This window comes from Vibrio sp. 1069 (assembly GCF_033340555.1).
The window spans coordinates 1-25,788 of record NZ_JAWOWP010000004.1 but is presented as its reverse complement, the minus strand read 5'-3'; the positions used below and the strand labels follow the sequence as shown (position 1 = coordinate 25,788).

The window sequence follows — 25,788 nt, the reverse complement described above, 5'->3', positions numbered from 1 at the left end:
CTAGGCGCGACATTCTACCGACAAATACCGAAAGGGAAAAGCGCTTAAACTCTAAGCGCTCTGTATGTCCGCAAAATCTCAGACAGAACAACTTCTGGATTATTGACTCTTAGAGAATGAAGGCCGCAAGTAGCGTCACGCCGAGCAACGCGGTCGATAGAACAAACAATTCACGCACTCTTTCACACTTACCAGTAAAAATTTCATCGTGGTGATGATGATATTCTTTACTTTTAATGTAGTGATACAACCTCACCTGCTTGGTGACATTTCCATGAGTGGTAAAAAAACCATTACCATCAACTTGCTGATATAACAGCGGATGCGCTTCACGCATGATATAAATTAGAGAACGAAGAGCGGTGAGATACCGGACCATATTAACTCCAGTTACCACCATTAGCGCAAATAAGATTGTGTCTCCACTGATCATCTTTTCCTCCCTACATCTTCAACAATGCTCAAGAGAAAAAGACGACCAACACTTCGTCTTTACCCGCTACTTACAACGTCCCAAAACGCGTTTACGCAGCTGGAGCATCCATGATTGAAGATGAACCTTCTTTCGCCATTTGTGCTAGATCTTTGTCAATGAAGAACAACGCTTTACCGTCTTCACCTACCAGTTCGATCTTATCTAAAATCCCTTTAAACAACTTCTCTTCTTCGTGCTGTTCTGACACGTACCACTGTAGGAAGTTAAACGTTGAGTAGTCTTGGCTAGTAAATGCAACGTGCGCCAGTTTGTTGATTTTTTCCGTGATCATTTGCTCATGTTCAAATGTCTCGCGGAAAACGTCACCTAGGCTCGCAAAGTCATGCTTTGGCGCATCAATAGCGCCTAAGATTGGCATTGAGCCAGTTTCACTCACGTAAGTGAATAGGCGTTGCATGTGCTCCATTTCTTCTACGGCGTGAGCGCGTAAAAATTCAGCCGCACCTTCAAAACCTTTGTCTTCACACCAAGCACTCATTTGTAAGTATAGATTGGATGAGAAAAATTCTAGGTTAATTTGCTCATTCAATTGTTCGACCATAGTTTGAGACAGCATGTTAACTCCTATTATTGTGCATGCAATATACCCAAGTAACCTCGAAATAAGTGACGCTGCGAGAATAGCTTGGTCCGGCAGACACGGCGAAGTTTCACTTCAACTCTAGTCAGTAACACTACGCTTATTTCAGCATATCAAAGTCACTTGGGTACAACGCCACTATAACATGATTACTGAGACAAGACTTTGTACCTACGGCACCGATATGAGATCACTTCAGCAAATTTTTTTTGGGGTTGGTGCTAATCTAAAACTATGACCTTACAAGGAGATAGCAATATGAGTTACAAACACATACTTGTGGCAGTCGACCTTTCAGACGACAGTAAAGTGTTGATTAAGAAAGCCGTATCACTGGCTAAACCTCTGGATGCGAAAGTCTCTTTTATTCACATCGACGTGAACTACGCAGAACTCTACACCGGGCTTATCGATATCAATATGGCAGAAGCGCAACATCAAGCAATGGAAGCATCGCGCACACAATTGGCAAACTTCGCTGAATATGCGCAATACCCAATTGCCCATACTTTAGTCGGTAGTGGCGATTTGAGTAATGAGCTGTGCGATACCATTCAAGACTACAGTATCGATTTGGTGGTTTGTGGTCATCACCAAGATTTCTGGAGCAAGATTCTATCTTCGACTCGACAGCTGATTAACTGCTCACCAGTCGATATGCTGGTCGTACCGCTAAAAGACTGATTGGCGCAACGATAAAACTTGGTTAGACTGCGGGCACATTTGTTGTTGATAAAGATTCTCATCCATGGCTTATCTATCCGCAGTTACCCTACTTTGGGCATTCTCATTTAGCCTGATCGGCGTTTACCTCGCCGGTCAGGTTGATTCTTGGTTCTCGGTGTTCATGCGCGTGGCACTGGCGAGCCTGGTTTTCATTCCCTTTTTGAAATTCCGTGGCGTTAGCAAATCCCTAATCGCGAAACTGATGACCGTCGGTGGCTTCCAGCTCGGTTTGATGTATTGCTTCTACTACCAATCTTTTTTGCTCCTTTCCGTGCCAGAAGTATTGCTGTTCACCGTATTCACACCCATTTACGTCACGCTAATCTATGACTTCTTGAAAGGTCGCTTTTCACCTTGGTACTTAGTTACCGCTGCAATAGCCGTATTTGGTGCCGCCTGGATTAAATTTGCAGGCATTAATGAAGATTTCCTACTGGGCTTTTTGGTCGTACAAGGAGCAAACCTCTGCTTTGCCATCGGTCAGGTGGGCTACAAATATATCATGGAGAGTGAACCCGTCGATTTGCCACAACACACCGTGTTTGGCTACTTCTACTTAGGTGCACTTTGTGTAGCAACCGTGGCTTTCGCGCTCATGGGTAACCTCGACAAACTACCAACCACTACAACGCAATGGGGCATTCTGACATACCTTGGGTTGATTGCTTCTGGTTTTGGTTACTTTGCTTGGAACAAAGGCGCGACTATGGTGAACGCAGGTGCACTGGCAGTAATGAACAATGCATTGGTTCCGGCGGGCTTGATTGTAAACATTGTGATTTGGAACCGCGATGTTGATGTCATGCGACTCGCCATTGGCGGTGCGATCATCATGCTATCCCTATGGATTAACGAAACCTGGGTGAAAAAGCGCGTCGAAATGAGCTACGCCAATAAGTAACGCCATCGCTACTAACAAATATTCCAGCAATAAAAAACGCTCTCCGACTGGAGAGCGTTTTTTGTTTGATTAATGCACTTTGGCTTGTGAGATTGCGTTTATCAAAGCATTAGGTGGCGTTGGCAGCAACACTTCTAGTTTCGCATTGCGCGCTTCAAGCTTGCGCTGACGCTTAAGTAACTTTTGTTGTTTTTTCGCCACTTTTAGCAACTTCTTTTGCTGCTTATAGTGCTTTTTCAGTGTTTTTTTCGCTTTCTTGAGCGATTTTTTATCCGCTAAATCAAACCATACTGGTGCGTCGGCTCTTACTGGCTCCGGAGATTTTTCGGCTTGTTTTTTCTCTTTCACACGCTCAACAACACGCCTCACAATCGCGGCTTTTTCGTTGCTTTGTTTAGTGATCACTGGAATCGCTTGTGCTGGCAGAGCTTCAACCAATAAGCCACATGCTTGTTGCTCACTCAATGGCTTGTCTTGGCATTTTTGTGGAGGAATTGCGGCTGGCTTACAAAGGGTATCTTTGGCCGATGAAGAGCGTGCGCAAGAACGACAAACGAATTTTGGTGCGACAACTAAACGATGGATATCACCAAGTTCTGCCGCGATCTGTTTGCGACTCATTTTACATAAACGTTTAGCCATTCTACTACTCCAGCTTCCCAGTTATCGACCGCATCACAACAAGTGAAATAATAATAATTCTTAGTTAGATATACAGTCAGGGAAGGGAATTAGCAAGAGAAAACTATCAATAGAGACGAGGAAAGAGAGGCTGAGTCACAGCACGACACACCGTACTGTGACAAGAAAAGTTGAGCCGTCAGGAAGTTATGCCATCGATGCTTTAACGTAGACATCGAAGCGATTTTTTTTCGTTTCAATCGCCATGGTCGGTTTTTTCTCGTTCAGCCAGTTAGCATAGTCTGGGCGTTTAACTACTACACGCTTTGTGGCTAACGCCATGGCTGGTTCTAGCAGACCATCGGCGTCCAAATCGGCGCCAACCAACGATTGGAAAACGCGCATTTCTTTTTTTACGAGCGCCGACTTCTTTTTATTTTCTGGGTGCGGATACATCGGGTCAAGATACACCACATCTGGCTGGACAAAGTCTTTATCTTGCGCCAATTGTTCCAGCGCATCATGGCTAGAAGCATGGATTAGCGACATGCGCTCAGATACCCAGGTGCCGATTTCTGGGTCTTGTTTCGCTCGATCCAAGCCATCATCTAACAAAGCCGCTACGACTGGATGACGCTCGACCATCTGCACTTTACAACCTAGCGAGGCGAGCACAAACGCATCACGACCAAGACCTGCCGTGCCGTCTAACACGGTTGGCGTTGCCCCTTTGTTCAACCCCGCAGCTTTCGCAATTGCTTGGCCTTTACCACCACCGAACTTGCGACGATGACCTACCGCACCACCAATCAAATCCACAAAGATTGCACCCAGCTTTGGCTCATCCACTTTACGTAGCTCCAAACGCTCGGTGGTTAGCACCAAAGCAAAATCGCTATCGTCAGTGTGTGACAGCTGCCAACGCGCAGCGAGTTCATCAAGATGAGATTGTTGAGACGGGTTTTCACAGATCAATTGCAGTTGCAAAAGGAGGCTCCAATAAAAATCGAGGTAACTGGCGCTGAGTGTATACCTAAGTTACCTATTAATGCTAGGTTGAGCTTGCTACGCAGAGGTTATACAACCGTCAGTTGCTCCACTAGCTCAGAAAGCGGCTTAGGATGACCAATACCGTAGCCTTGACCGTAGTCCACACCGAGGTCTATCAAATGCTGCATAACCTGGTCATTTTCGACAAACTCCGCCACCGTCACTTTACCTAGTTGCTTCGCCAAGTCATTGATTGAACGAACCATCACGCGGTCCATTTCATTTACGTTGATATCTTGCACGAAAAGACCATCAATTTTCACGATATCGACAGGAAGTTTCTTTAAGTAGCCAAATGAAGACAATCCAGATCCGAAATCATCCAATGCAATCATACAACCCAAAGCCTTTAGCTTGGTAAACAGCTCAATGGCTTGATCCAGATTGCTCATCGCCGCTGTCTCGGTGATTTCTAAGCAGATTTTTTCACACGGCAGAGTCGAACTTTCCAATCGCTCCAATAAGAAGTCAATAAACTCTTGATTCCCCATAGATTGACCTGAAAGGTTTATCGAACAGCGACCAAGCTGTTCAACCACCTCAGGACGCTGTTCAAACCACTCTAGCGTTTGAGTAATAACCTGCTTATCAATCCAATGGGCAATGTTGTAGCGCTCGGAAGCAGGGATAAACAGCGCAGGAGAAACATAATCACCGTACCCATTGCGAATACGCACCAAAATCTCAAAATACATTTGAGTCTCGTGCTTTTGTAAGCTTTTTATCGGTTGAGCAAACAGTTCTAAACGTTGATTCGACAATGCCTCATGCACCAAATTGACGCTCTGCATTTCCATCTGACGACGCTGCAACTCTTCGTTATCTAAGCTGAATAGATTATAGCGGTTACGGCCTTGCTCTTTAGCGGCGTGACAAGCAGAGTCTGCTTGAGCATGCACCATTTGTGGCGTATCAGCGGTATGATCGATGATACGGATACCAATTGAGCAACTGATGAACAGGCGTGTGTCTTCCCAAATAAAGAGGTGTTCGCTTAGTGTCGAGATGATCAGTTTGGCAATATTGATGGCGCCATATTCGTCACAGTCTTTGAGTAACACCGCAAACTCATCGCCTCCCATTCGAGCCAAGATGGAATTGTACGGCAGAACGCCTTCCAGCATACTGGCGCAGAATTGAATCGCCGCATCACCTGCATCATGCCCAACCGTATCATTGAGGACTTTTAGTTGATCTAAGTCGAGGTACAACATGGCGTGGACTCGACGATGGCTGTCCACTTCGCACAGTGCGGTCTTAAGCTCTAGTTCAAAATGGTTTCTGTTGTAAGTCCCCGTCAGTAAGTCATAGCGAGCTTGGTATTCCAATTTCTCGGAGAGCAGTTTGGTTTCGGTAATATCTTCGCCCACAATCAGCAGTTGCTCAGATTCACTCAGCGGACGAATATTCTCGCGCACCCAAACACGATGACCATTTGCATGACGATACTCGACTTCACGTCGCCAAACACCATGCACTTGCTGGTTGGGTTGCAATAACACTTGGCGAGGGAACAGCACTTTGTCATCAAAATAGAACTCCCTCAGGCGATGTCCGAGCATGTCCATCGGTTTGTAGCCAAGAAGTAGTTGAGCAAATCGATTCACTTCTTGAATTCGGTTATTACTATCAAGCGTCACCATCATCACAGGCTGCTGCTCGTAATAGTTGCGTAGAGTTGACTCACGTTGGTAGAGCTTGTCCTCCATCAATTTACGACTGGTAATATCGCGCGCTTCAAACAAGTATTGCTTATGATTCCCTACTTGCTGAGAAAAAGGCTTGAGCGAAACTTCTAATACCAAGGCGCCGTGTTCTTTACTCCAAATTTCAGCTTCAAACGTCGACACTTGATGGTGAGGCGCATGGAAATACTCCTCTAGCAGCGCTTGGGCTTTCTCACTCCAGTTGGGATGAAACCAAAGTGGTCGGTCTAAACGCAGTCCTTTGTGATAAAGTAAGGATTGAAGGTGATCGTTGCCCGATTTAAGCACACCGTTGGCATCCAAAATGCCCATATACTGCATGCTCTGATCGAAAATCGATTCTAGAATAGCCTGGCTTTCTCGCGCAGCGCTCTCACTTCGACGCATCCGCTGTAAATAATAACCCATCAGCAAAATGACCACCGACATCACCACAAACAGGCTACCAAACAGGCGAATTTCCTTGGCAAAACGTTCAGAAAGCTTCATTGGCTTATTAAAAAATACCGCAGAAACCTCTTGTTCAGCCCCCAATCCCCAACGCGCTACCGCTTGGTAATCGAGCTTTATTTCAGAATCACTTTTTTTCACGGCAGGCAGAGGCTGATCAGGGTTATCCAAAACGAACTCAAGCATCTCTGCGCTCTCAATACCATGCCGATAACCACTTTGAATAACCCCTCCAACTGCGCCATGACCCAAACCAATGTCATGCACCATAAACAGCGGCGCGTTTGAGACTTTGTTGACACCAACCCAGTCACGCTCGCTGCCAACCATACCTTGTTTATCTCGGTAATAGGTCCAGAACAAGACGACTTTATCGGAACTCAGTTTTGCGACTTGTTGTTTTAGATCGATGATGCTGTCTGGGACAAGTTGTACGATTTTGTCTCGATATTGCGGGAACTTGAGGACAAAATTGTCGATTTGATAACGCAACACCTCACCGGTCACCGAGTGGTCACTGACGATGAGAACTTGTGTGTAGTTCGGATGTAAGCGCTCAATAAGAGCGAGATTCGCTTCCAAATCGACATCTTCCATGACTCCGGTTGCATTCAGAGAACGATGTAAAGAAGGATGGTAGTTATTAATGCCGTTAAATATAACTGGGGTGTCTTTGATGATTGGGGCTAAACGCTGCATGAGTTCAAGCGCATTGTTATCGCTCACTAAAATGGCATCGAATCGCTCTTTGCGTAATTTCGTAAGATATAAGGATTTTAGTTGTGCAAAAAACTGCTCACTCTGGTTACGTTTCGAGTCTAGATAGAGCACACGCATGTCCAGCGCTCGATCGCCCAGCTGTTGCTCGATGCCTCGCTGTATGGAGTCCGTCCAGAAAAAACCCTGATGATAGGAGTGCACGACCAACACCTTCGGATCTGAGGCCGTAGCAAACGCGCTCCAACATAGCGCGGCAATAACCAGAAAACGCTGCACATTATCTCCATAGCTCGGAGTTAACCCGCAGTTACTCCTGCCAAACCTTGTGAATCCTATCCGCTATGAGTATAAAAGGGAGGTAAAACTCTATCCCTAACGGAAATCATAGTATGAATGCGAGCCTACCGAAACTCGACGACCTTGACCGCGCAATATTAAAAACACTGATGGCTGACGCCAGAACGCCCTACGCAGAAATGGCAAAGCAGTTCGATGTCAGCCCTGCCACTATCCATGTGCGTATCGAGAAGATGAAGTCGGCGGACATCATCGAAGGAACGGAGGTGATCATCAATACTAAAAAGCTTGGCTATGATGTGTGCTGCTTTATTGGTATTAACCTCAATGCAGCTCGTGATTACCACTCCGCGTTAGAAAAACTCAACGCGCTCGACGAAGTCGTTGAAGCTTACTACACCACGGGCGCGTATAACATATTCGTCAAATTGATGTGCAAATCGATTGAAGAGCTGCAATTTGTACTGATCGACAAGCTGCAAGCCATTGATGAGGTTCAGTCCACGGAGACATTGATATCGTTGCAGAACCCGATCAACCGAAACGTAAATCCGTAAAATTTTTTATAAAAAATGTACAAAAAAGGCCAACCGTTCGGTTGGCCTTGATGTTTTTTGCTCAATTTACGCCGCAATACCCGAATGGCGCAACAGTGCATCGATTTGTGGCTCGCGGCCACGGAAGCGCTTAAACAGCTCCATTGGCTCTTCACTGCCCCCCATTTCTAGGATGTTGTTCAGGAAGCTTAGGCCCGTCTCTTTGTTGAAGATGCCTTCTTCTTCAAAGCGAGAATACGCGTCTGACGACAGCACTTCAGCCCACAGGTAGCTGTAGTAACCCGCACTGTAGCCACCAGCAAAAATATGGCCGAAGCTGTGTGAGAAACGCGCCCACTCAACCGCAGGAACTACCGCGACTTTCTCTTTCACTTTCGCCAGAGTTTCCAGTACACGCGCACCCACTTCTGGGTCATATTCGGTGTGAAGCGTGAAGTCGAACAAGCCGAATTCTAGCTGACGCAAAATACCCATCGCAGATTGGAAGTTTTTCGCTGCGAGCATTTTGTCTAGCATCGCTTTAGGTAGCGGCTCACCTGTCTCATAGTGACCAGAAATGAACGCCAGCGCATCCTCTTCCCAACACCAGTTTTCTAGGAACTGACTTGGTAGCTCAACCGCATCCCAAGGCACGCCATTAATACCTGAAACAGCACCTGTATCAACTTGCGTCAACATGTGGTGGATTCCATGACCAAACTCATGGAATAGCGTCACGACTTCATCGTGCGTGAACAGTGCTGGTTTGTCGCCCACTGGACGGTTGAAGTTACACGTTAGATACGCAACCGGCGTTTGCAGCTCGCCAGATAGCGTAACGCGACGACCACGACAATCATCCATCCACGCGCCGCCACGTTTGTGTTCACGAGCGTAGAGATCTAGGTAGAAACTGCCACGGAGTGTGCCTTCAGCATCAAAGATATCGAAAAAGCGCACGGACTCATGCCAAGTGTCTACGCCTTCGCGCTCAGTAACGGTCATGCCAAACACGCGGTTTAGCACTTCAAACAGACCGCTCACGACTTTTGACTCTGGGAAGTATGGGCGCAGTTCTTCATCCGAAATTTGGAACAGGTGCTGCTTTTGTTTCTCGCTGTAGTAAGCGATATCCCAAACGTTCAGCTCTTCAACACCAAACTCACTTTTCGCAAACTGACGTAACTCTTCGACTTCACGTTCACCTTGCGGTTTCGCTCGTGTCGCTAGGTCATTCAGGAAGCCCAGCACTTGATCAGGCGTTTCAGCCATCTTTGTTGCTAACGACTTTTCACTGTAAGTATTGAAACCTAGCATACGTGAAATTTCATGGCGCAGTTTTAGCTGCTCAGTAATGATTTCTGAGTTATCCCATTTGCCTGCGTTTGGACCTCGATCAGAAGCGCGCGTCACGTACGCTTCGTACACTTCTTTACGCAACTCTTGGTTATCGCAGTACGTCATGACAGGTAGGTAAGATGGGATATCTAGCGTAATGAGGTAACCATCTAACTCTTTTGCTTCTGCGGCAGCTTTCGCTGCTGCCAGCGCCGATTCTGGCATACCTGCTAGGTCTTTCTCGTCTGTGATGTGCTTGGTCCAACCCATGGTGGCATCCAGCACATTGTTAGAGAATTTAGAGCTCAGCTCAGACATACGTTTGCTGATCTCGCCGTAACGGTGCTGCTCATCGGATGGCAAACCAATGCCTGATAACTCGAAATCACGCAGTGCATCAGTGATGGTTTTCTGCTGGGCACGAGTTAACGTTGCAAATTCTTCGCTCGCTTTGATGGTTTTGTACGCTTCGTACAACCCTTTATGCTGACCAACCCAAGTGCCGTACTCTGACAAAATTGGTAGGCAACTTTCGTAAGCTTCACGTAGCTCTTCGCTGTTCACTACCGAGTTCATGTGACCCACTGGCGACCAGATGCGGCTTAAGCGATCATCCGCTTCTTCAATTGGCGCAATCACACTGTCCCAAGTTGGGTGAGCGTTGTCTTGTAGAACTTCATCGATTTTTGCTCGGCAGTCAGCAATCGCTTGCTCAACGGCTGGCTTGATGTGTTCTGGTTTAATTTGAGAAAACGGAGGTAGGTCCGTAAACGTCAGAAGAGGATTAGACATGAATAATTCCTTTTGTGTTTTGACTCTGTGATTGCCTGTCTATTTTGTGTAGATAGGCCAACTCAATGTACAGACGAGCCAGCAACATGGATTGGGGGAGCTCCGTTCCCTTTCTCTATGCCGCGATGACCATCATATAGTCAACCAGCGCTACTCTGTCCTTGAGTCTTGTTATACCTAAATGAAATTTCACACCCTTTTGAGTGCGAGAAACTCACCTAGTTCAATTCGATTACCAATAGTAAGTGTGGGTGACTTAAAGAAATTTCAATAGCGTCCCCTTATCAGAGGAACAGATTTGATTGGAAGTTCTACATCTTTAAGTTACTTGAGTATAATACCGCCATAGAGTGAAAATCACAGACCACACTCAGCCAAAGAGTGTTTCGAGAGTTTAATTTGTTAAGTTACCGCCACAGCTTCCACGCTGGCAACCATGCCGACGTGGTCAAACACATCGTTCAAAGCCTCATTCTTGATGCGCTGAAACAAAAAGATAAGCCATTCGTTTATCACGATACCCACTCGGGTGTGGGCCGTTACGATCTGACTCACGAATGGTCTGAAAAAACGGGCGAATACAAACAAGGCATCGCACGTATTTGGGATAACCCAAGCACTCCTGAAGACATCAAAAGCTACATCGATGCCATTAAAGTGCTCAACAACGGCGAGAAGCTGCGTTACTACCCAGGCTCACCACGTGTAGCGCGCGCGCAAATCCGCCCACAAGATCGCATGGTGCTGACCGAGTTGCACCCGGCCGATCACCCATTGTTAGAGCAAGAATTCCATCGTGATCGCCAAGTGAGCATCTTCAAAGAAGACGGATTCCAACGCCTCAAAGCAAGCTTACCGCCACAAGAGCGTCGTGGTTTGGTGCTGATTGACCCACCATACGAACTCGCGAAAGAGTACCGCGATGTGGTACGAGCGATTCATCAGAGCCATAAACGTTGGGCAACCGGTATCTACGCGATTTGGTACCCAGTGGTAAACCGTCACGACATCGAAGATATGATCGAAGGCTTGGAAGCACTGGGCATTCGTAAAATTCTGCAAATCGAGTTAGGTGTTGCACCAGATACCAACGAGCGCGGCATGACGGCATCCGGCATGATTGTGATTAACCCGCCATGGAAACTGGAAAGCCAGATGAAAGAGATTCTGCCATTCCTGCAAGACGCGATTGCACCAGCAACTGGCCACTGGAAAGTGGACTGGATTGTGCCAGAGTAAGCACTTCAGTACCGATATCTTCAAGCGCAACGATATTCTCGTTGCGCTTTTTTATGCTCTCACCTTCTCCCTCCAGTCGTGCTTATTCTTCTTTTTGTGCCTCTCATCGCTATTTGTCATAAGTATTGTCGCTTTTTCCCATTTAGGAATTAGTCGAATTCGATTTATGATAGTGGGATAACGGTGGCATTGAGTTCGGACAAGGTCATCCCAATCTATCTATGTACCAGATAAAATTTATAAGCTCTTGGAGAAAGTAATGGCGACTCATTTTGACTATATCTGTATCGGTGGCGGCAGTGGCGGCATCGCATCTGCAAACCGTGCGGCGATGTACGGCGCGAAAGTTGCGCTAATCGAAGCTCAAGACCTTGGCGGTACCTGTGTAAACGTAGGTTGTGTACCGAAAAAAGTGATGTGGCATGGCGCGCAAATCGCAGAAGCAATGAACCTGTACGCAGAAGATTACGGTTTTGATGTCGACGTCAAAGGTTTCAACTGGAGCAAACTGGTTGAGAGCCGTCAGGCGTACATTGGTCGTATTCACCAATCTTACGATCGCGTTCTTGGCAACAATAAAGTAAACGTGATTAAAGGCTTTGCTAAGTTTGTTGACGAAAAAACTGTCGAAGTAAACGGTGAACACTACACAGCAGATCACATCCTGATCGCGGTTGGTGGTCGTCCTACTATTCCAAACATTCCAGGCGCTGAATACGGCATCGATTCAAACGGCTTCTTCGACCTAGCAGAGCAACCAAAACGCGTTGCGGTTGTGGGCGCAGGCTACATCGCAGTTGAAATTGCTGGCGTACTGCACGCGCTAGGTACAGAAACACACCTGTTCGTACGTAAAGAGTCACCACTACGTAGCTTCGATCCAATGATCATCGATACGTTGGTTGAAGTGATGGACGCAGAAGGTCCAAAACTGCACACCCACTCTGTACCAAAAGAAGTGGTAAAAGAAGCCGATGGCAGCCTAACTCTGCACCTAGAAAACGGTGAAAGCCAAAACGTTGACCAACTGATTTGGGCAATCGGTCGTCACCCTGCGACAGATGCAATCAACCTAGCGTCAACCGGTGTGGCAACGAACGAAAAAGGCTACATCAAGGTAGACGAATACCAAGAAACCAACGTGAAAGGCATCTACTGTGTGGGTGACATCATGGAAGGCGGTATCGAGCTAACGCCAGTAGCAGTGAAAGCGGGTCGTCAACTTTCTGAGCGTTTGTTCAACAACAAACCAAACGCGAAGATGGACTACGATTTGGTACCAACTGTGGTATTTAGCCACCCACCAATCGGCACTATCGGTCTTACAACGCAAGAAGCAGAAGAGAAGTACGGCAAAGACAACATCAAAGTCTACACATCTGGCTTTACTGCGATGTACACCGCTGTTACTAAGCACCGTCAACCATGTAAGATGAAGCTTGTATGTGCGGGCGAAGAAGAAACGGTTGTTGGCCTACACGGCATCGGTTTCACGGTAGATGAAATGATCCAAGGCTTCGGCGTAGCAATGAAGATGGGCGCAACCAAAGCAGACTTCGACTCTGTTGTGGCTATCCACCCAACGGGCTCTGAAGAGTTCGTAACGATGCGTTAATTACGCTCTAATCGCATTGCTGATTTCAGTGAATCATTTGAAAAGGTCATCTTAGGATGACCTTTTTTTGTTATCCCATGCTTAACTCGCATTCTCTAATAATGTGCGAATAAACTCGGCTTTAATAGCACTCTCCTGCTTACCATCATGAATCAGACACAAGTCTGCACGCAGTGACTCTTTCAGCTTGATAAAACGAATCCCATGCCAATGATGCTGAGAAAACGTCGACGGAACCAACGTCACGGTATTGCTGTTTGCTACATATGCCATCAAGGTGCTTGGCTCCACCACTTGTTTGCCAATATGGGGTGAAAAGCCTTCTTGCAGACAGGCATTGATGATGAAGTTTGCCGAGGCAGAATTCGCCAAACTCATAAACGCAAACTCACACGTCTTTAAATCTTGGAGCCGCAGCAAAGATTTGCTGGCTAACTCATGTTGCTCCGACACCGCCACCACAAACACATCTTTGCCCAAAGATACCGACTGATACGGATAAATGTTGAGTGCATCAGCAAAACGCACAATGCCCACATCGATTTTCTTCTCGCTCAGATGCTTCTTTTGCGTCTCTGGGTTAAGGTCAAAAATGTCGGCGTGATAAGTGTCATGCTCAGCATGGAAGCGCTGTAACAGACGATCAAATCCGCCCCAAAATGCGCTACTTACCACACCAACTCGCAGGATATTTCTCTGGTTCAACCCCACTTGCTGCACTTGATTGAGCGAGACATCCAAGGTCTGAAAAATCAGTTGGCATTTGGACTCCAACAATCGCCCGGCCTCCGTCAGCATGACATTTCTTGAATCGCGCTCAAACAGTTTGACGTTAAGCACCTCTTCCAACTCTTTGATGCGATTGCTCAACGGCGAATTGGTGATATTGAGATTCTCAGCCGCCTTAGTGAAATGCTTGGTTTGTGCGACCTCGTAAAAGTAACGCAGCATCTTCAGCGTCACGCGCTCAAATGGTTCTGACTTCATGCATTGAGTCCTAGCGAATTTCATCATCCTCTTTTTAAGGATGATAGTAGCGAATAAAGCAAAGATAACCAGCGCAGAAAGTCACACAATGGAATCAACACACAACCAGAAGGTGACTAACATGAATCACGATCCAGTAATCGGCGCGCTACAAACCATTCGCGAACGCAAACCAAACTTCCAACCTAAAGCGGCGTTTATTTTAGGCTCTGGCTTAGGCGTATTGGCAGACGAACTACAAGACAAAGTGGTCATTCCATACGAAGAGCTCGAAGGCTTTCCGGTTAGTACCGTGCAAGGCCACTCTGGTGAGTTGGTGCTTGGTACCATGGGCGGCGTAGACGTAGTGTGCATGAAAGGTCGCGGTCACTACTACGAACACGGCTCAATGAAGGTCATGACCACGCCCGTGCGCACCTTTAAAAAGCTGGGCTGTGAGTTTCTGCTCGTCACCAACGCGGCAGGCTCACTTCGCCCTGAACGCATCGACGTCGGTTCTCTGGTGGTATTTCATGACCACATCAATACCATGCCTGAATCGCCAATGATCGGTCCGAATGATGAAGAGTACGGCCCGAGGTTCTTCAGCCTCGCCAATGCGTACGACAAAGACCTGCGCGCAGAAGCGTTTGAAGTCGGCAAAGCCAATGGCATTCACCTGAATGAAGGTGTGTTTGTCTCTTACACAGGCCCCAACTTTGAGACCGCAGCCGAAATCCGCATGATGCAAATCATCGGTGGTGATGTAGTGGGCATGTCGGTCGTGCCAGAAGTGATTTCTGCGGCGCATTGCGGCTTACCCGTATTGGCAGTGTGTGCGATCACCAACATGGCAGAAGGTTTGGGTGATGTAGAACTGTCTCACGCCCAAACATTGAAGTGCGCGAAGCTAGCCGAAGCCGATTTCATTCGCTTTATTAAGCGCTTTATGAAGCATCACTTCTAAAGCTGTTTCATTCCCAAAAGCAAAAGGGTCATCAAGTAACTTGATGACCCTTTTTTGTGTCACGTTTTCTAACGTTCGGGGGTATTTCGGAGCCGTTTGTGCGTTTTACTTAACTGCACGAACCAATTCAGCAATGCCTTCCCAATCGCCGTTGTCCATCATTGCGGTTGGCACCATCCAAGTACCGCCACAAGCTACAACCGATTTCAGCGCTAGGTAATCTTCCACGTTGGATGGGCTTACGCCACCTGTTGGCATGAATTCCACTGGGTAAACCGCCGTCAGTGCTTTCAGCATGTTTACGCCGCCTGATGGCTCAGCAGGGAAGAACTTCAACGTACGCAAACCCATTTCCATCGCTTGCTCAACCAAGCTTGGGTTGTTTACACCCGGTACGATAGTCACGCCACGTTGCTGACAGTATTTCACTGTGGTTGGGTTGAAGCCTGGGCTAACGATAAAGTCCACGCCTGCTTCGATCGCGATATCCACTTGTTCTGTGGTCAGAACGGTGCCCGCGCCAATCAACAGTTCTGGGTACGCTTCACGCATGATGCGAATCGACTCCGCCGCCGCTTCGGTGCGGAATGTCACTTCCGCACATGGTAAACCGTTTTCTACCAACACTTTTGCCAGTGGCAGAGCGTGTGCTACGTCGTTGATTGCGATAACTGGGACGATTTTGATTTCTCTTAATCGTTGTTCAAGTGTTGTCATGGGGAACCTCTAAAGAATAAAGCTTAATGTTGCGACGATAATAAACGCGATACCACCAAGTAACGTTTCCATTACCGTCCAAGTTTTTAATGTGGTTTTCTCATCCATCTCAAGCAGACGAGATACCAACCAGAAACCAGAGTCATTGAAGTGAGACAATACCGTTGCACCACCCGCAATCGCGATTACGATAAAGCAAAGGTCGAGTTCACTCAAACCTGTTGATGCTGCCACAACTGGCGCGATAAGAGCCGCCGTCGTGGTTAGCGCGACGGTTGCCGAGCCTTGAGCAACACGCAAACAGGTTGAAATCACAAACGCCGCCACAATCACAGGCATACCTGTGTCTGTAAGAACGTCAGCCAGTGCATCACCAATACCGCTTGAGCGCAGTACGCCGCCAAACATGCCACCTGCACCCGTTACTAGGATAACACCACAGATAGGAGCCAATGACTCACCACATAATTTTTCTAGTTTTGCCATGCCGTAGTCTTTGGCAAACACAGCCAGACAGACAATCAAAGTGATCAGCAACGCAACTGGGGTTTTACCTAGCATGCGTAGGAACTCAACCAGTGCCGTTTTGCCATCAATCACACCCGCAACCGCCAGTGTGTTCAATACCGTATCCAAACAGATTAGCAAGACTGGCAGCACAAGGATGGTCATAACCGTGCCAAATTTTGGTGCGTTGCGCTCATCCACCATCGCTTCGCCATTAAAGAAGGCTTTAGATAGTGGGATATCGAATTTTTTGCCCGCGTACAAACCAAATAGGTAAGCGCCAAGGTACCAAGTTGGAATAGCCACCAGAATACCCACCACCAATAGCAGACCGATGTTTGCGCCAAGGAATTCTGCCGCTGCAACCGGACCTGGATGTGGTGGAACAAACGCGTGCATAACCGCAAAAGCACCGGCTGCTGGCAACGCGTATTTAATTGGTGAGCCACCAAAACGAGCCGCCACACTTAGGATGATTGGCATCATCACTACAAGGCCAGCATCGAAGAAGATTGGGAAGCCAAACAGTAATGAAGCGACGCCCAAAGCAAATGGTGCGCGCTCTTTACCAAAGCGACCAATCAAAGTGTCTGCCAGCACTTTCGCACCGCCAGTCACTTCAAGAATTTTACCGATCATCGCACCAAGACCAACCAGCAATGCTACGGAAGCCAGTGTGCCGCCGAAGCCGCCCATCATGGTCGATACGACTTTCTCTGAAGGAACGCCAGTGGCGATTGCCGTACCTAAACTCACCATAGTAAGGGAAGCAAAAGCATGGACTTTCAGTTTAATGATCAGAACGAGTAACGCTGCAATGGCAAGGCCTGCAATCGTCAGTAGGAACGTAGGATCTGGGGCTTGGGTTAATTGCTCCATAGGTTCACCTTTAAGAATTATTGTTTGTGTTATGGTTCACATTTATTTCAGTTACCGGTAACATGTTACCGATAACATGAATAAGATAAACCCATATTTTAAAGTGAATTCAAAAATTGAGATCACGCGCAAATTTGGTTATGAGGATAAGTTATGGCTGGTAGTAGTGTCATCGTTATGGGCGTTTGTGCTAGTGGTAAAAGCACAATTGGTGAGCATCTAGCGAAAAAGCTAGGGCGTAAATTCATTGATGGTGATGATCTTCATCCACGAGCGAACATTCAGAAAATGGCTTCGGGCCATCCTCTGAACGATGATGATCGCAAGCCATGGCTAGAACGCATTCGTGATGCGGCGTACAGCCTAGAAAGCAAAAACGAACACGGCATTATTGTCTGTTCAGCACTGAAAAAGATTTACCGCGATCAGATCCGCGAAGGCAACAACAACGTGACCTTCCTGTTCCTTGATGGCGATAGGGAGTTGATCCTTAATCGCATGCGTATGCGCAAAGGCCACTTCATGAAAGAAAACATGGTGAAGAGCCAATTCGAGACACTAGAGCGCCCAGACAACGAGCCTCAAACTCTGATCGTCAGTATCGACGGAGACATCAGCGACGTGGTGGAACGCTCTGCCGCTGAGCTAATCAAAATGCAAGCGATCGAGGTGGCGTAATGACTCACTCTGTTGTTCTTGAGGTCACACAACGCTTGACCGAGCGCAGCCGTGAAGCGCGCGCTGCCTTTCTTGCTCGCACCGAAGTGCAAGCCGAAGCTGGCAAAGGCCGTGTTGGTTTATCTTGTGGTAACTTAGCCCATGCAGTCGCCGCTTCTTGCTCTTCTGAAAAGAAAAATATTCTCGATTTTACTCATGCCAATGTCGCGCTGATCAGCGCCTACAACGACATGTTGAGCGCCCACCAGCCGTACCAAGACTACCCAGCACAAATCAAAAAAGTGCTGGCGGACTACGGCCATACGGCGCAAGTCGCAGGTTGTGTGCCAGCGATGTGCGATGGGGTGACTCAAGGTCAAGCAGGCATGGATATGTCGCTGTTTTCGCGTGACTTAATTGCGCAATCAACGGCATTGTCTTTGAGTCACAATGTCTTTGATGCCACATTACTGCTTGGCATCTGTGACAAAATCGCACCGGGGCAACTGATGGGCGCACTGTCTTACGCGCACCTGCCGACTGCGTTTGTACCAGCGGGTCTGATGGCTACGGGCATCAGCAACGAAGAGAAAGTCGACGTGCGCCAAAAATACGCAGCGGGTGAAGTCGGCAAAGACGCTCTGCTGGATATGGAGTGTCGCGCTTACCACTCTGCGGGGACGTGTACGTTTTACGGCACAGCCAACACCAACCAGTTGGTGTTCGAAGCCATGGGCTTGATGCTGCCAGGTTCGGCATTCATCCATCCCCATACCCAACTGCGTAAAGCGTTAACCGATCACGCGGCTCTGAAAATCGCCTCAATGACGGCGGGTTCTGCACACTTCCGTCCGTTGGCAGAAGTGGTCACAGAAAAGAGCTTGGTCAACGGCATCATCGCTCTACTCGCATCTGGCGGCAGTACCAATCACACCATTCATATGATCGCCGTGGCGCGTGCTGCTGGCATCTTGCTCACGTGGCAAGACATCAGCGATCTGTCGGATGTGGTTCCTTTGTTAGCTCGCGTTTACCCGAACGGCCCAGCCGATATGAACGCGTTCCAAGACGCGGGTGGCGTGCCTGCGTTATTGCACCGCTTGAACGAATCCGAGCTTTTGCATCGCGATGTGAAACCCGTGTTTGGTGAATTTGAAGACCAAATGACGCTACCGAGCCTTGTCGATGGCCAACTGACCTGGACATCGTGCCAAGGCAGCCAAGACGGTGACGTGATCGCCAAACCAGACGCCACATTCCAAAATACTGGCGGCACTCGCGTATTGACTGGCAACTTAGGCAAAGCCGTGGTGAAAGTGTCTGCGGTGAAAGAAGAGCAACGCGTGATTGTGGCACCAGCGATCGTATTCCAATGCCAACACGAAGTGGAGGCCGCGTACAAACGTGGCGACCTGAACAAAGACTGCATCGTTGTGGTCACACACAACGGCCCAGCGGCAAACGGCATGCCTGAACTGCACAAGCTGATGCCAATTTTAGGGAACGTGCAAAAAGCGGGCTTTAAAGTCGCGCTAGTGACGGACGGTCGTTTATCTGGTGCATCCGGTAAAATTCCGTCTGCGATTCACGTTTCTCCAGAAGCCATTCGTGGTGGCGCGATTGGTTTGGTGCGCAACGGTGATTTGATTCGTCTGGATTGCCAAACGGGTGAACTGAACAACTTAAGCGACACCACTGGTCGCGAGTTGATTCATTTCGATACCGAATCGACCCAACAAACTTGGGGACGAGGTCTGTTTAGCGTGATCCGCCAAAACGTATCGAGTGCAGAAGAAGGCGCAAGCTTTATTGTTTAAGGCGAGAAGAAAGACCTCGTCGTTCCGACGAGCCCAAGCAAGATCAGGAATTTAATATCAACGTGCTGTGAAGCCAGAGAAAACTCCTCTGCCACAGCACTTTTTGTTGGTAGATTCTGAATCACGCTCGTCCCTCGCTGTTCAGAATGACGAGCGTTGGGATTGGCCTCGGTTATTTTTAAAAATGAATGAGTCCGTCATTCCGACGAGCCTAAGCAAGATTAGGAATCTACTATCAACGTGCTGTGAAGCAAGAGAAAATCCCCCTCTGTTACAGCACTTTTTGTTGGTAGATTCTGAATCACACTCGTCCCTCACTATTCAGAATGACGAGCTTTGAGATTGGCCACCGCTATTTCTAAAAACGAATGAATCCGTCATTCCGACGAGCCTAGGCGAGATCAGGAATCTAATATCGACATGCTATGACGTCAGAGAAAACTCCTCTGCCACAGCACTTTTTTGTTAGTAGATTCTGAATCACGCTCGTCCCTCGCAGTTCAGAATGACGAGCTTTGGGATTGGCCACCGCTCTTTCTAAAAACGAATGAATCCGTCATTCCGACGAGCCTAAGCGAGATCGGGAATCTAATATCAACGAGCTGTGAAGCCAGAGAAAACACCTCTGCCACAGCACTTTTTGTTGGTAGATTCTGAATCACGACCGTCCCTCGCAGTTCAGAATGGCAAGCTTTAGGATTGGCCTCGGTTCTTTTTAAACGAATGAATCCGTCATTCCGACGAGCCTAGGCGAGATCAGGAATCTACTATCAACGTGTTGTGAAGCTAGAGAAAACTCCTCTGCCACTGCACTTTTTGTTGGTAGATTCTGACTCTTGCTCGTCCTTCGCTGTTCAGAATGACGAGTTTTGAGATTGGCCTCGGTTCTTTTTAAAAATGAATGAGTCCGTCATTCCGACGAGCCTAGGCGAGATCAGGAATTTAATATCAGCGTGCTGTGAAGCCAGAGAAAACCCCTCTACCACAGCACTTTTTGTTGGTAGATTCTGAATCACACTCGTCCCTCGCTGTTCAGAATGACGAGCTTTAGGATTGGTCACTGCTCTTTCTAAAAAAATGAATCCGTCATTCCGACGAGCCTAGGCGAGATCAGGAATCTAATATCAAGGTGCTGTGAAGCCAGAGAAAACCCCTCTTCCACAGCACTTTTTGTTGGTAGATTCTGAATCACGCTCGTCTCTTGCTGCTCAGAATGACGATATCTAGCATTCAGTAAATTACATCAAGCGGTCTTCATCACCACGACGGCAGCAATCACCACAAAGATACCAAACCAGCCGATTGGTTTGAGTTTCTGCTTAAACAGCAAGGCTCCACCTACTGCGGTACCCAAGATACCGATCGCACCCCAAGAGGCATAAGCAATGGCTAAGTCGATCTCTTTCACCGCTTGTGCCAACAGCGTGAATGCTGTCAGTACCAACACAATCGCCGCAATGCCCCAGCCTTTATATTTAAAACCTTTTGAGCGTGTCAGCGCCATATTGGCCATGATATCGACCAAGGCAGCCATCACGACAAATCCAAATGACATCGTAAAAAATTGACTCATGATTCGCACCTTGTACTAGTAGAAAATGAACGTTCTTTTGCCGGTTTATCGGCATTTTTCTTGGCGTTAGGTTGACCATGTGATTCCCCTAAGGTCACACACACAATGCCAACAACGGCTAACATCAAACCAAACAACTCTTGATGGTTTAAGTTGGCATCAAAGGCGATGATCGACACCACGGTGATCAACGAGATACCTAACCCTTCCCAGACAGCGTATGCCACACCGATAGATATTTTCTTCGCGGCAAACGCAAGAAAGTAGTAAGAGATTGCGATCAGCACATACATTACGATGTAGCCCCACCACCCGTGCCCTTGTCCGATAAGAGACATAGTGCTGGTGCCAGCTACTTCGGCAACGATGGCGAGCAATAAAAATAGACGTGCAACTAGCATGATTAATCCTCCATCAGAAATTAAAAAAATGCATAACGGAGAATGGTGAATGTCGCGTACCTATATCGACATTCAAAAAGTTAAAAAGATAAAAATGAGCCACTTCTCCTGACTATTTGAGATAAGGTTAGCGCTGGGTAGGAAAAAGAGACAGGTAATTGAGATATTCATTTTTGAATATCTTAAGAAATAAGTTGTCTATGTAATCACACAACACTGATAAGGTTAAAGCATCTGCTCTCTCATTCAGCTGATGCCATCAGGTGACGTCACTGCGTAAAAATCAGCGGCGTATTGAGGGTTTGTCGCACCACTTTATGTAGGTGTCTGTGCAAAGGATGGTTGCGGTTGGTTTGAAGGAAACCGCCAGAGACCACAAACTGACTGAACTCACGATTAACGGGTGGCATTGCGTAAGAGGCGAGTTCTGGCATCAACAATGCCGAGCTTTGACTGGCATACATAATCGCGTCGGTTTCTTGCAACATTTGGCAAGCCAAACGCAAATTATAGGACTTCAGTAACACTACTGGCTCATAACCCATGCGTCGATACTCGGACTCCACGGTACAAAGCGGCTTATATGACGCGGGCGCAGGCAAAGAGACAAGTGGTAGTTTGGACACCGTGTCCCAATCATTGCTGACTTTCGACAACGTTGGGTGATTTTTGCGCGCCAAAATCACCCGTTTTTCAACGAATAACGGGCGCATGTAAATGTCTTTCGACAGCTCGGTCTCTTGGTCAAGAATGCAGTAATCGTGCTCGCCTTCTAACATTTCATCGTGCGAGTAAGTATTCCAGCTGGAAAAAGCAAAGTGCGCTTTGGGAAAGGCTCGATGACAACCAGTGAGCAGTCGCTGCCCTTGTTCATCCATCAAATAAGGATCAGTTACAATCGCAATCTGCCCTTGGTATTGCAGTGGGTCGAACACTTCAAATTCTTGCACCACTTTTTCCAGTGGCGCAACCATATTGTCGAACTCGGCGGCGAGACGAATCGCCATGGGTGATGGCTCTACCCCATGTGCTTTACGCACAAAAAGCGGGTCATCAAACACTTGCTTCAACTTCATCACGCCGCGGCTGGCGCTCGGTTGAGAAATGCCAAGCTGCATTGCGGCCAGCTTGATGCTGCGGTTTTCCACCACGGCTTTTAATAAACGCATTAAGTTGAGATCCAATGCATCCAGCTGATGTGCCATACCCTAACCTACCAATACCATTGATGAGCGAATACAAAGAGCAGTTAACAATTAGTTAAACACTCTCTCCCGACGTGATCTGATAACCCATATCGAAGACTTTTTCTTCTTGCGTTTCGCCTTTCAGGCGCGCAATTAATAGCTCTGCGCTCTTTACACCAATTTGGAAACGCGGCGTATCAACGCTGGTCAGTTTCGGACTGATGGTTTGACCGATATCCAGCGCGTTATAGCCCGCCACTGCCAATTGCTGTGGAACTTGAATGCCACGTTGCTGCGCACTCAGCATGGTGCCAATTGCGATGTCATCGTTGGTACAGAACACCCCATCGAGCGTTGGGTGCGTTTCCAGTGCACGTTCGAGCAAATCATGCGCTAAAGAAAAACTAGAATGATCACCAGTTAATACATGTTTGGGTTCTAGCCCTGCTTCTGTCATCGCGCGATCGTAACCTTGCATCCGCAATTTGGTTCGCGTATCCAGACGCGCGCCAAAATAGACGATTGTACGCTTCCCCGTATCTAGCATCTGCTTAACCACGGTGTACGACGCATCTTCATGATCGAGTCCAACCGCCATATCAATCGGCTCCGATGGCAGTTCCATGGTTTCGACCACCGGAATGCCCGCATTTTTGATCATCTGTAATGTACGCGGCGTGTGATGGCTTTCAGTTAGAATAAGCCCATCGACTTGATAAGAGAGTAATGACGCGATCTTGCGCTCTTCTTCAAGCTCATCGTAGCTAAAATGCGCTAAAAGCGTCTCATAGCCATTGGCTTTGGTCACCATCTCTATGCCCTGAACAAAGGAAGCAAAAATTTGGTTGGACAAAGACGGCAGTAAAATACCAATGGCTTTACTGGAGGACTTTGACAACATCGCCGGTGCACGGTTTTCGATGTAACCCATCTCTTCAATCGCAGTCGCAATCTTGGCCCGAGTCTTTTCTGCCACCGATTCAGGGTTACGCATATAGCGTGAAACGGTCATCTTCGTGACGCCAACCTGGTCTGCGACATCCTGTAATGTCGTACGAGTTTTCTTATTCTGTTGAGCCATAAATATGTGATTTATCAGTAATGTTACAAGTAACATTATGACGAATAGACTCTCTGCCGACAAGTTCAGTGAAAATAATTCGCAAAATCATGACGTTATTACTCCATTAGCCATCAAATTGCGTTTCATGGATTGTGAATCAAAACCGAATAAATAAATGACATTTATATCAAAGTTCTTATAAAATGCCGTACCTAAAAGAATAAGACATTAGTCACAGTGCAGTTAGGCTCTAGCGAAACCCAGATTTACTACCACCTGCTTGATCTGGACGACTCCCAAAAGCAGCAATACCTCCAAGCATTGCAACGAAGTCAACCTGAGCTGTATCGACAACTCGTTCCTCTTTTAGCCAACGAGACACCGGAAGAACAACTAACGCAGTTACTTTATTTTGGTGCTCATCAGGCTACGAACCAAGACGTCGATCTAAGCGGAGAAATCATCAGTAAGTACCGCCTAACTCATGAGTTGGGGCGTGGTGGCATGGGTGTCGTATACGCCGCTCTACGTGCAGATGAAACGTTCGAGCAAGATCTGGCTATCAAGTTTATTCAAAGCAATTTGAGCAATGTGTTAGGGCAACGCGCACTCTTCGATGAAGCTCAACTTCTCGCGCGTCTAAACCATCCTTACATCGCGAAAGTGTTTGACGGCGGTCTCCATCAAGATTCGGTTTACATCGTGATGGAACGGGTGTTTGGTCAAACTTTGGATGAGTATCTATCTGAAAATAAGCTAGAAAAAACGGAGAAGCTGCTGTTGTTTAAGCAGATCTGCCAGGCGATGGAGCACGCCCACCAGCACCAGGTTTTGCATGCCGATCTAAAACCAGAAAATATACTGATTGATCGTAGCAAGCGTCCCAAGCTGCTTGACTTCAACTTGACTCAAAAAGCGCACTCCAACCGAGAAGATTCACCCTCAGCGCTGATTGCGTTTAGCCAAAATTTTGCCAGCCCAGAGCAGCAAGCAGGACAGGTTCTAACAGAGCAAAGCGACGTGTACTCCTTAGGCAAAATTCTCGCTTTGATGTTTCCATCACCAACAATTTGGTCTGATGTTTACTGGGTGATAAGACGCGCAACGCGTCCTGCCACTCAAATGCGATATATCAATGTTCGAGCATTGCGCATTGATATCGAACGAATTATCGAACGCCGTCCAATCGAGCAGAAAAAAAACTGGCCATTGTATAGCGCCTTTCGCTTGGTACAACGACGTCCCCTTGCTTCGGTATTGTCAGGCATCATTGTGCTCTCTGGTGTGTTATTTGGCAGCGCCATGATGCAAAAGAATATCCAGCTGCAACAAGAGAAGAAGATTGCAGAAGATATGATGTACGAAATGACTCGCCTCATCTTCCACGCGAAGGGGCAAAATGTCGAACATCTCTCAGTGAACTCCATGATGGAGTTAACACGAAGGCGGATACTCTCTAACCCAGATATCCCCAAACATATAAAACAAAAAATGTTGTTGGCGATGATGACACCGGTGCCAGAGAAGCACCTAACTACACCAATGAGTTGTCAGCCAAATTGTGCGTCTAAGAACAGCACCAACCAATAAGGCTTAAAACAAGATGTATACACGTTCAGTGGTATTTTGGCTGTCTGCATTGACGGCTACGTCCACGTTGGCAGCAGACGTTTCAGCTGCCACTTCACACCCACCAGCTTCAACCTTGAAGCAAGGCTACTTTATCGACGCCCCAGTGACTGGCCTGTATTACAAAACCAGTTCCAATATCACTGGCGTCACTCAGCAAGGAGCATTTCATTACCAACCCGGTGATGTAATTAGCTTCTTCCTTGGTAACGATGATAAAGGTTATCTGCTGACGACCTTATCAAGCCAAGAAGTGCTGACGCCGACGATGGCGACAACCAAACCTAGCCGCAGCATCAATATGACGCGTCTGCTGCTTTCTCTCGACAGCACGCCTGAGAATCGTGAGGAAATTGTC

At 47.4% G+C, this 25,788-nt stretch carries 22 protein-coding genes and 1 pseudogene; 10 read left to right on the top strand and 13 right to left on the bottom strand.

Annotated features, from left to right (window positions below; all coding sequences use genetic code 11):
- Positions 1–109: 109 nt before the first annotated feature.
- Positions 110–433: a universal stress protein UspB gene (gene uspB / locus R7040_RS08060; protein ID WP_005379169.1), complete on the bottom strand. Its 324-nt coding sequence runs from the start codon at positions 431–433 to the stop codon at positions 110–112.
- 91 nt (positions 434–524) lie between these two features.
- Positions 525–1,052: a non-heme ferritin gene (ftnA, locus tag R7040_RS08055; RefSeq protein ID WP_005379167.1), complete on the bottom strand. Its 528-nt coding sequence runs from the start codon at positions 1,050–1,052 to the stop codon at positions 525–527.
- Between the two features lie 282 nt (positions 1,053–1,334).
- Between ftnA and uspA the strand changes: the two genes are divergently transcribed.
- Together uspA and R7040_RS08045 are read left to right on the top strand one after the other, a co-directional pair.
- The gene (gene uspA / locus R7040_RS08050; protein ID WP_005379165.1) at positions 1,335–1,760 is read left to right on the top strand and encodes a universal stress protein UspA; all 426 of its coding nucleotides are present in this window, start codon (positions 1,335–1,337) and stop codon (positions 1,758–1,760) included.
- A 64-nt stretch (positions 1,761–1,824) separates the two neighbouring features.
- Complete coding sequence (locus tag R7040_RS08045) at positions 1,825–2,703, top strand: carboxylate/amino acid/amine transporter (RefSeq protein ID WP_025768287.1); 879 nt, start codon at positions 1,825–1,827, stop codon at positions 2,701–2,703.
- 69 nt (positions 2,704–2,772) lie between these two features.
- Here the strand turns inward: R7040_RS08045 and R7040_RS08040 are convergent, their stop codons facing one another.
- From R7040_RS08040 to R7040_RS08030, 3 genes are all read right to left on the bottom strand, one after another.
- Positions 2,773–3,345 carry a hypothetical protein gene (locus tag R7040_RS08040; protein WP_171343024.1) on the bottom strand — a complete coding sequence of 191 codons (573 nt, stop codon included), beginning with the start codon at positions 3,343–3,345 and terminating at the stop codon, positions 2,773–2,775.
- A 186-nt stretch (positions 3,346–3,531) separates the two neighbouring features.
- Positions 3,532–4,311, bottom strand: a complete 780-nt coding sequence (locus tag R7040_RS08035) for a class I SAM-dependent methyltransferase (protein WP_005379162.1) — start codon at positions 4,309–4,311, stop codon at positions 3,532–3,534.
- Positions 4,312–4,400: 89 nt separating this feature from the next.
- Entirely contained in the window at positions 4,401–7,526 is a 3,126-nt protein-coding gene (locus R7040_RS08030) for an EAL domain-containing protein (RefSeq protein ID WP_205391071.1), read from the bottom strand.
- 113 nt (positions 7,527–7,639) lie between these two features.
- Between R7040_RS08030 and asnC the strand changes: the two genes are divergently transcribed.
- Positions 7,640–8,104: a transcriptional regulator AsnC gene (gene asnC / locus R7040_RS08025; protein WP_005389595.1), complete on the top strand. Its 465-nt coding sequence runs from the start codon at positions 7,640–7,642 to the stop codon at positions 8,102–8,104.
- Between the two features lie 66 nt (positions 8,105–8,170).
- Here asnC and prlC read toward each other — a convergent pair whose 3' ends face one another.
- Positions 8,171–10,213 (bottom strand): oligopeptidase A, encoded by a 2,043-nt coding sequence (gene prlC / locus R7040_RS08020; RefSeq protein ID WP_017635033.1) that lies wholly within the window; start codon positions 10,211–10,213, stop codon positions 8,171–8,173.
- A gap of 399 nt (positions 10,214–10,612) precedes the next feature.
- Between prlC and R7040_RS08015 the strand changes: the two genes are divergently transcribed.
- Together R7040_RS08015 and gorA are read left to right on the top strand one after the other, a co-directional pair.
- Positions 10,613–11,452, top strand: coding sequence for a 23S rRNA (adenine(2030)-N(6))-methyltransferase RlmJ (locus R7040_RS08015; RefSeq protein WP_205391070.1), 840 nt, complete (start codon positions 10,613–10,615; stop codon positions 11,450–11,452).
- A 259-nt stretch (positions 11,453–11,711) separates the two neighbouring features.
- Positions 11,712–13,067: a glutathione-disulfide reductase gene (gene gorA / locus R7040_RS08010; protein WP_054579538.1), complete on the top strand. Its 1,356-nt coding sequence runs from the start codon at positions 11,712–11,714 to the stop codon at positions 13,065–13,067.
- An 81-nt stretch (positions 13,068–13,148) separates the two neighbouring features.
- On the opposite strand, the gene R7040_RS08005 is transcribed toward gorA, so the two are convergent.
- Positions 13,149–14,054, bottom strand: coding sequence for a LysR family transcriptional regulator (locus R7040_RS08005; protein WP_005379156.1), 906 nt, complete (start codon positions 14,052–14,054; stop codon positions 13,149–13,151).
- Positions 14,055–14,175: 121 nt separating this feature from the next.
- Between R7040_RS08005 and xapA the strand changes: the two genes are divergently transcribed.
- A complete protein-coding gene (gene xapA / locus R7040_RS08000) occupies positions 14,176–15,000 on the top strand; it encodes a xanthosine phosphorylase (protein WP_005379149.1) in 825 nt (274 codons plus the stop codon).
- Positions 15,001–15,105: 105 nt separating this feature from the next.
- Here xapA and R7040_RS07995 read toward each other — a convergent pair whose 3' ends face one another.
- Positions 15,106–15,717 carry a bifunctional 4-hydroxy-2-oxoglutarate aldolase/2-dehydro-3-deoxy-phosphogluconate aldolase gene (locus R7040_RS07995; RefSeq protein WP_005394384.1) on the bottom strand — a complete coding sequence of 204 codons (612 nt, stop codon included), beginning with the start codon at positions 15,715–15,717 and terminating at the stop codon, positions 15,106–15,108.
- A 9-nt stretch (positions 15,718–15,726) separates the two neighbouring features.
- Positions 15,727–17,103, bottom strand: a complete 1,377-nt coding sequence (locus R7040_RS07990; RefSeq protein ID WP_012841240.1) for a GntP family permease — start codon at positions 17,101–17,103, stop codon at positions 15,727–15,729.
- 153 nt (positions 17,104–17,256) lie between these two features.
- On the opposite strand from R7040_RS07990, the gene R7040_RS07985 reads away from it, so the two are divergent.
- A complete protein-coding gene (locus R7040_RS07985; RefSeq protein WP_318081297.1) occupies positions 17,257–17,781 on the top strand; it encodes a gluconokinase in 525 nt (174 codons plus the stop codon).
- Positions 17,781–19,577, top strand: a complete 1,797-nt coding sequence (edd, locus tag R7040_RS07980) for a phosphogluconate dehydratase (protein ID WP_213912312.1) — start codon at positions 17,781–17,783, stop codon at positions 19,575–19,577. The genes R7040_RS07985 and edd overlap by 1 nt, the downstream gene beginning before the upstream one ends.
- A gap of 1,243 nt (positions 19,578–20,820) precedes the next feature.
- On the opposite strand, the gene R7040_RS07975 is transcribed toward edd, so the two are convergent.
- The 4 genes from R7040_RS07975 to R7040_RS07960 all read right to left on the bottom strand — a co-directional run bounded on the left by R7040_RS07975 (position 20,821) and on the right by R7040_RS07960 (position 23,819).
- The gene (locus tag R7040_RS07975) at positions 20,821–21,150 is read right to left on the bottom strand and encodes an SMR family transporter (RefSeq protein ID WP_005478614.1); all 330 of its coding nucleotides are present in this window, start codon (positions 21,148–21,150) and stop codon (positions 20,821–20,823) included.
- Complete coding sequence (locus tag R7040_RS07970; RefSeq protein ID WP_005379135.1) at positions 21,147–21,551, bottom strand: SMR family transporter; 405 nt, start codon at positions 21,549–21,551, stop codon at positions 21,147–21,149. The genes R7040_RS07975 and R7040_RS07970 overlap by 4 nt, the downstream gene beginning before the upstream one ends.
- A gap of 269 nt (positions 21,552–21,820) precedes the next feature.
- Positions 21,821–22,756 carry a LysR family transcriptional regulator gene (locus tag R7040_RS07965; protein WP_005379132.1) on the bottom strand — a complete coding sequence of 312 codons (936 nt, stop codon included), beginning with the start codon at positions 22,754–22,756 and terminating at the stop codon, positions 21,821–21,823.
- Positions 22,757–22,811: 55 nt separating this feature from the next.
- Entirely contained in the window at positions 22,812–23,819 is a 1,008-nt protein-coding gene (locus tag R7040_RS07960) for a substrate-binding domain-containing protein (protein ID WP_017636149.1), read from the bottom strand.
- Between the two features lie 219 nt (positions 23,820–24,038).
- On the opposite strand from R7040_RS07960, the gene R7040_RS07955 reads away from it, so the two are divergent.
- Positions 24,039–25,391 carry a serine/threonine-protein kinase gene (locus R7040_RS07955; protein WP_064353506.1) on the top strand — a complete coding sequence of 451 codons (1,353 nt, stop codon included), beginning with the start codon at positions 24,039–24,041 and terminating at the stop codon, positions 25,389–25,391.
- A gap of 13 nt (positions 25,392–25,404) precedes the next feature.
- A pseudogene (locus R7040_RS07950) lies at positions 25,405–25,788 on the top strand (chromosome partitioning protein ParA); the annotation flags it as partial.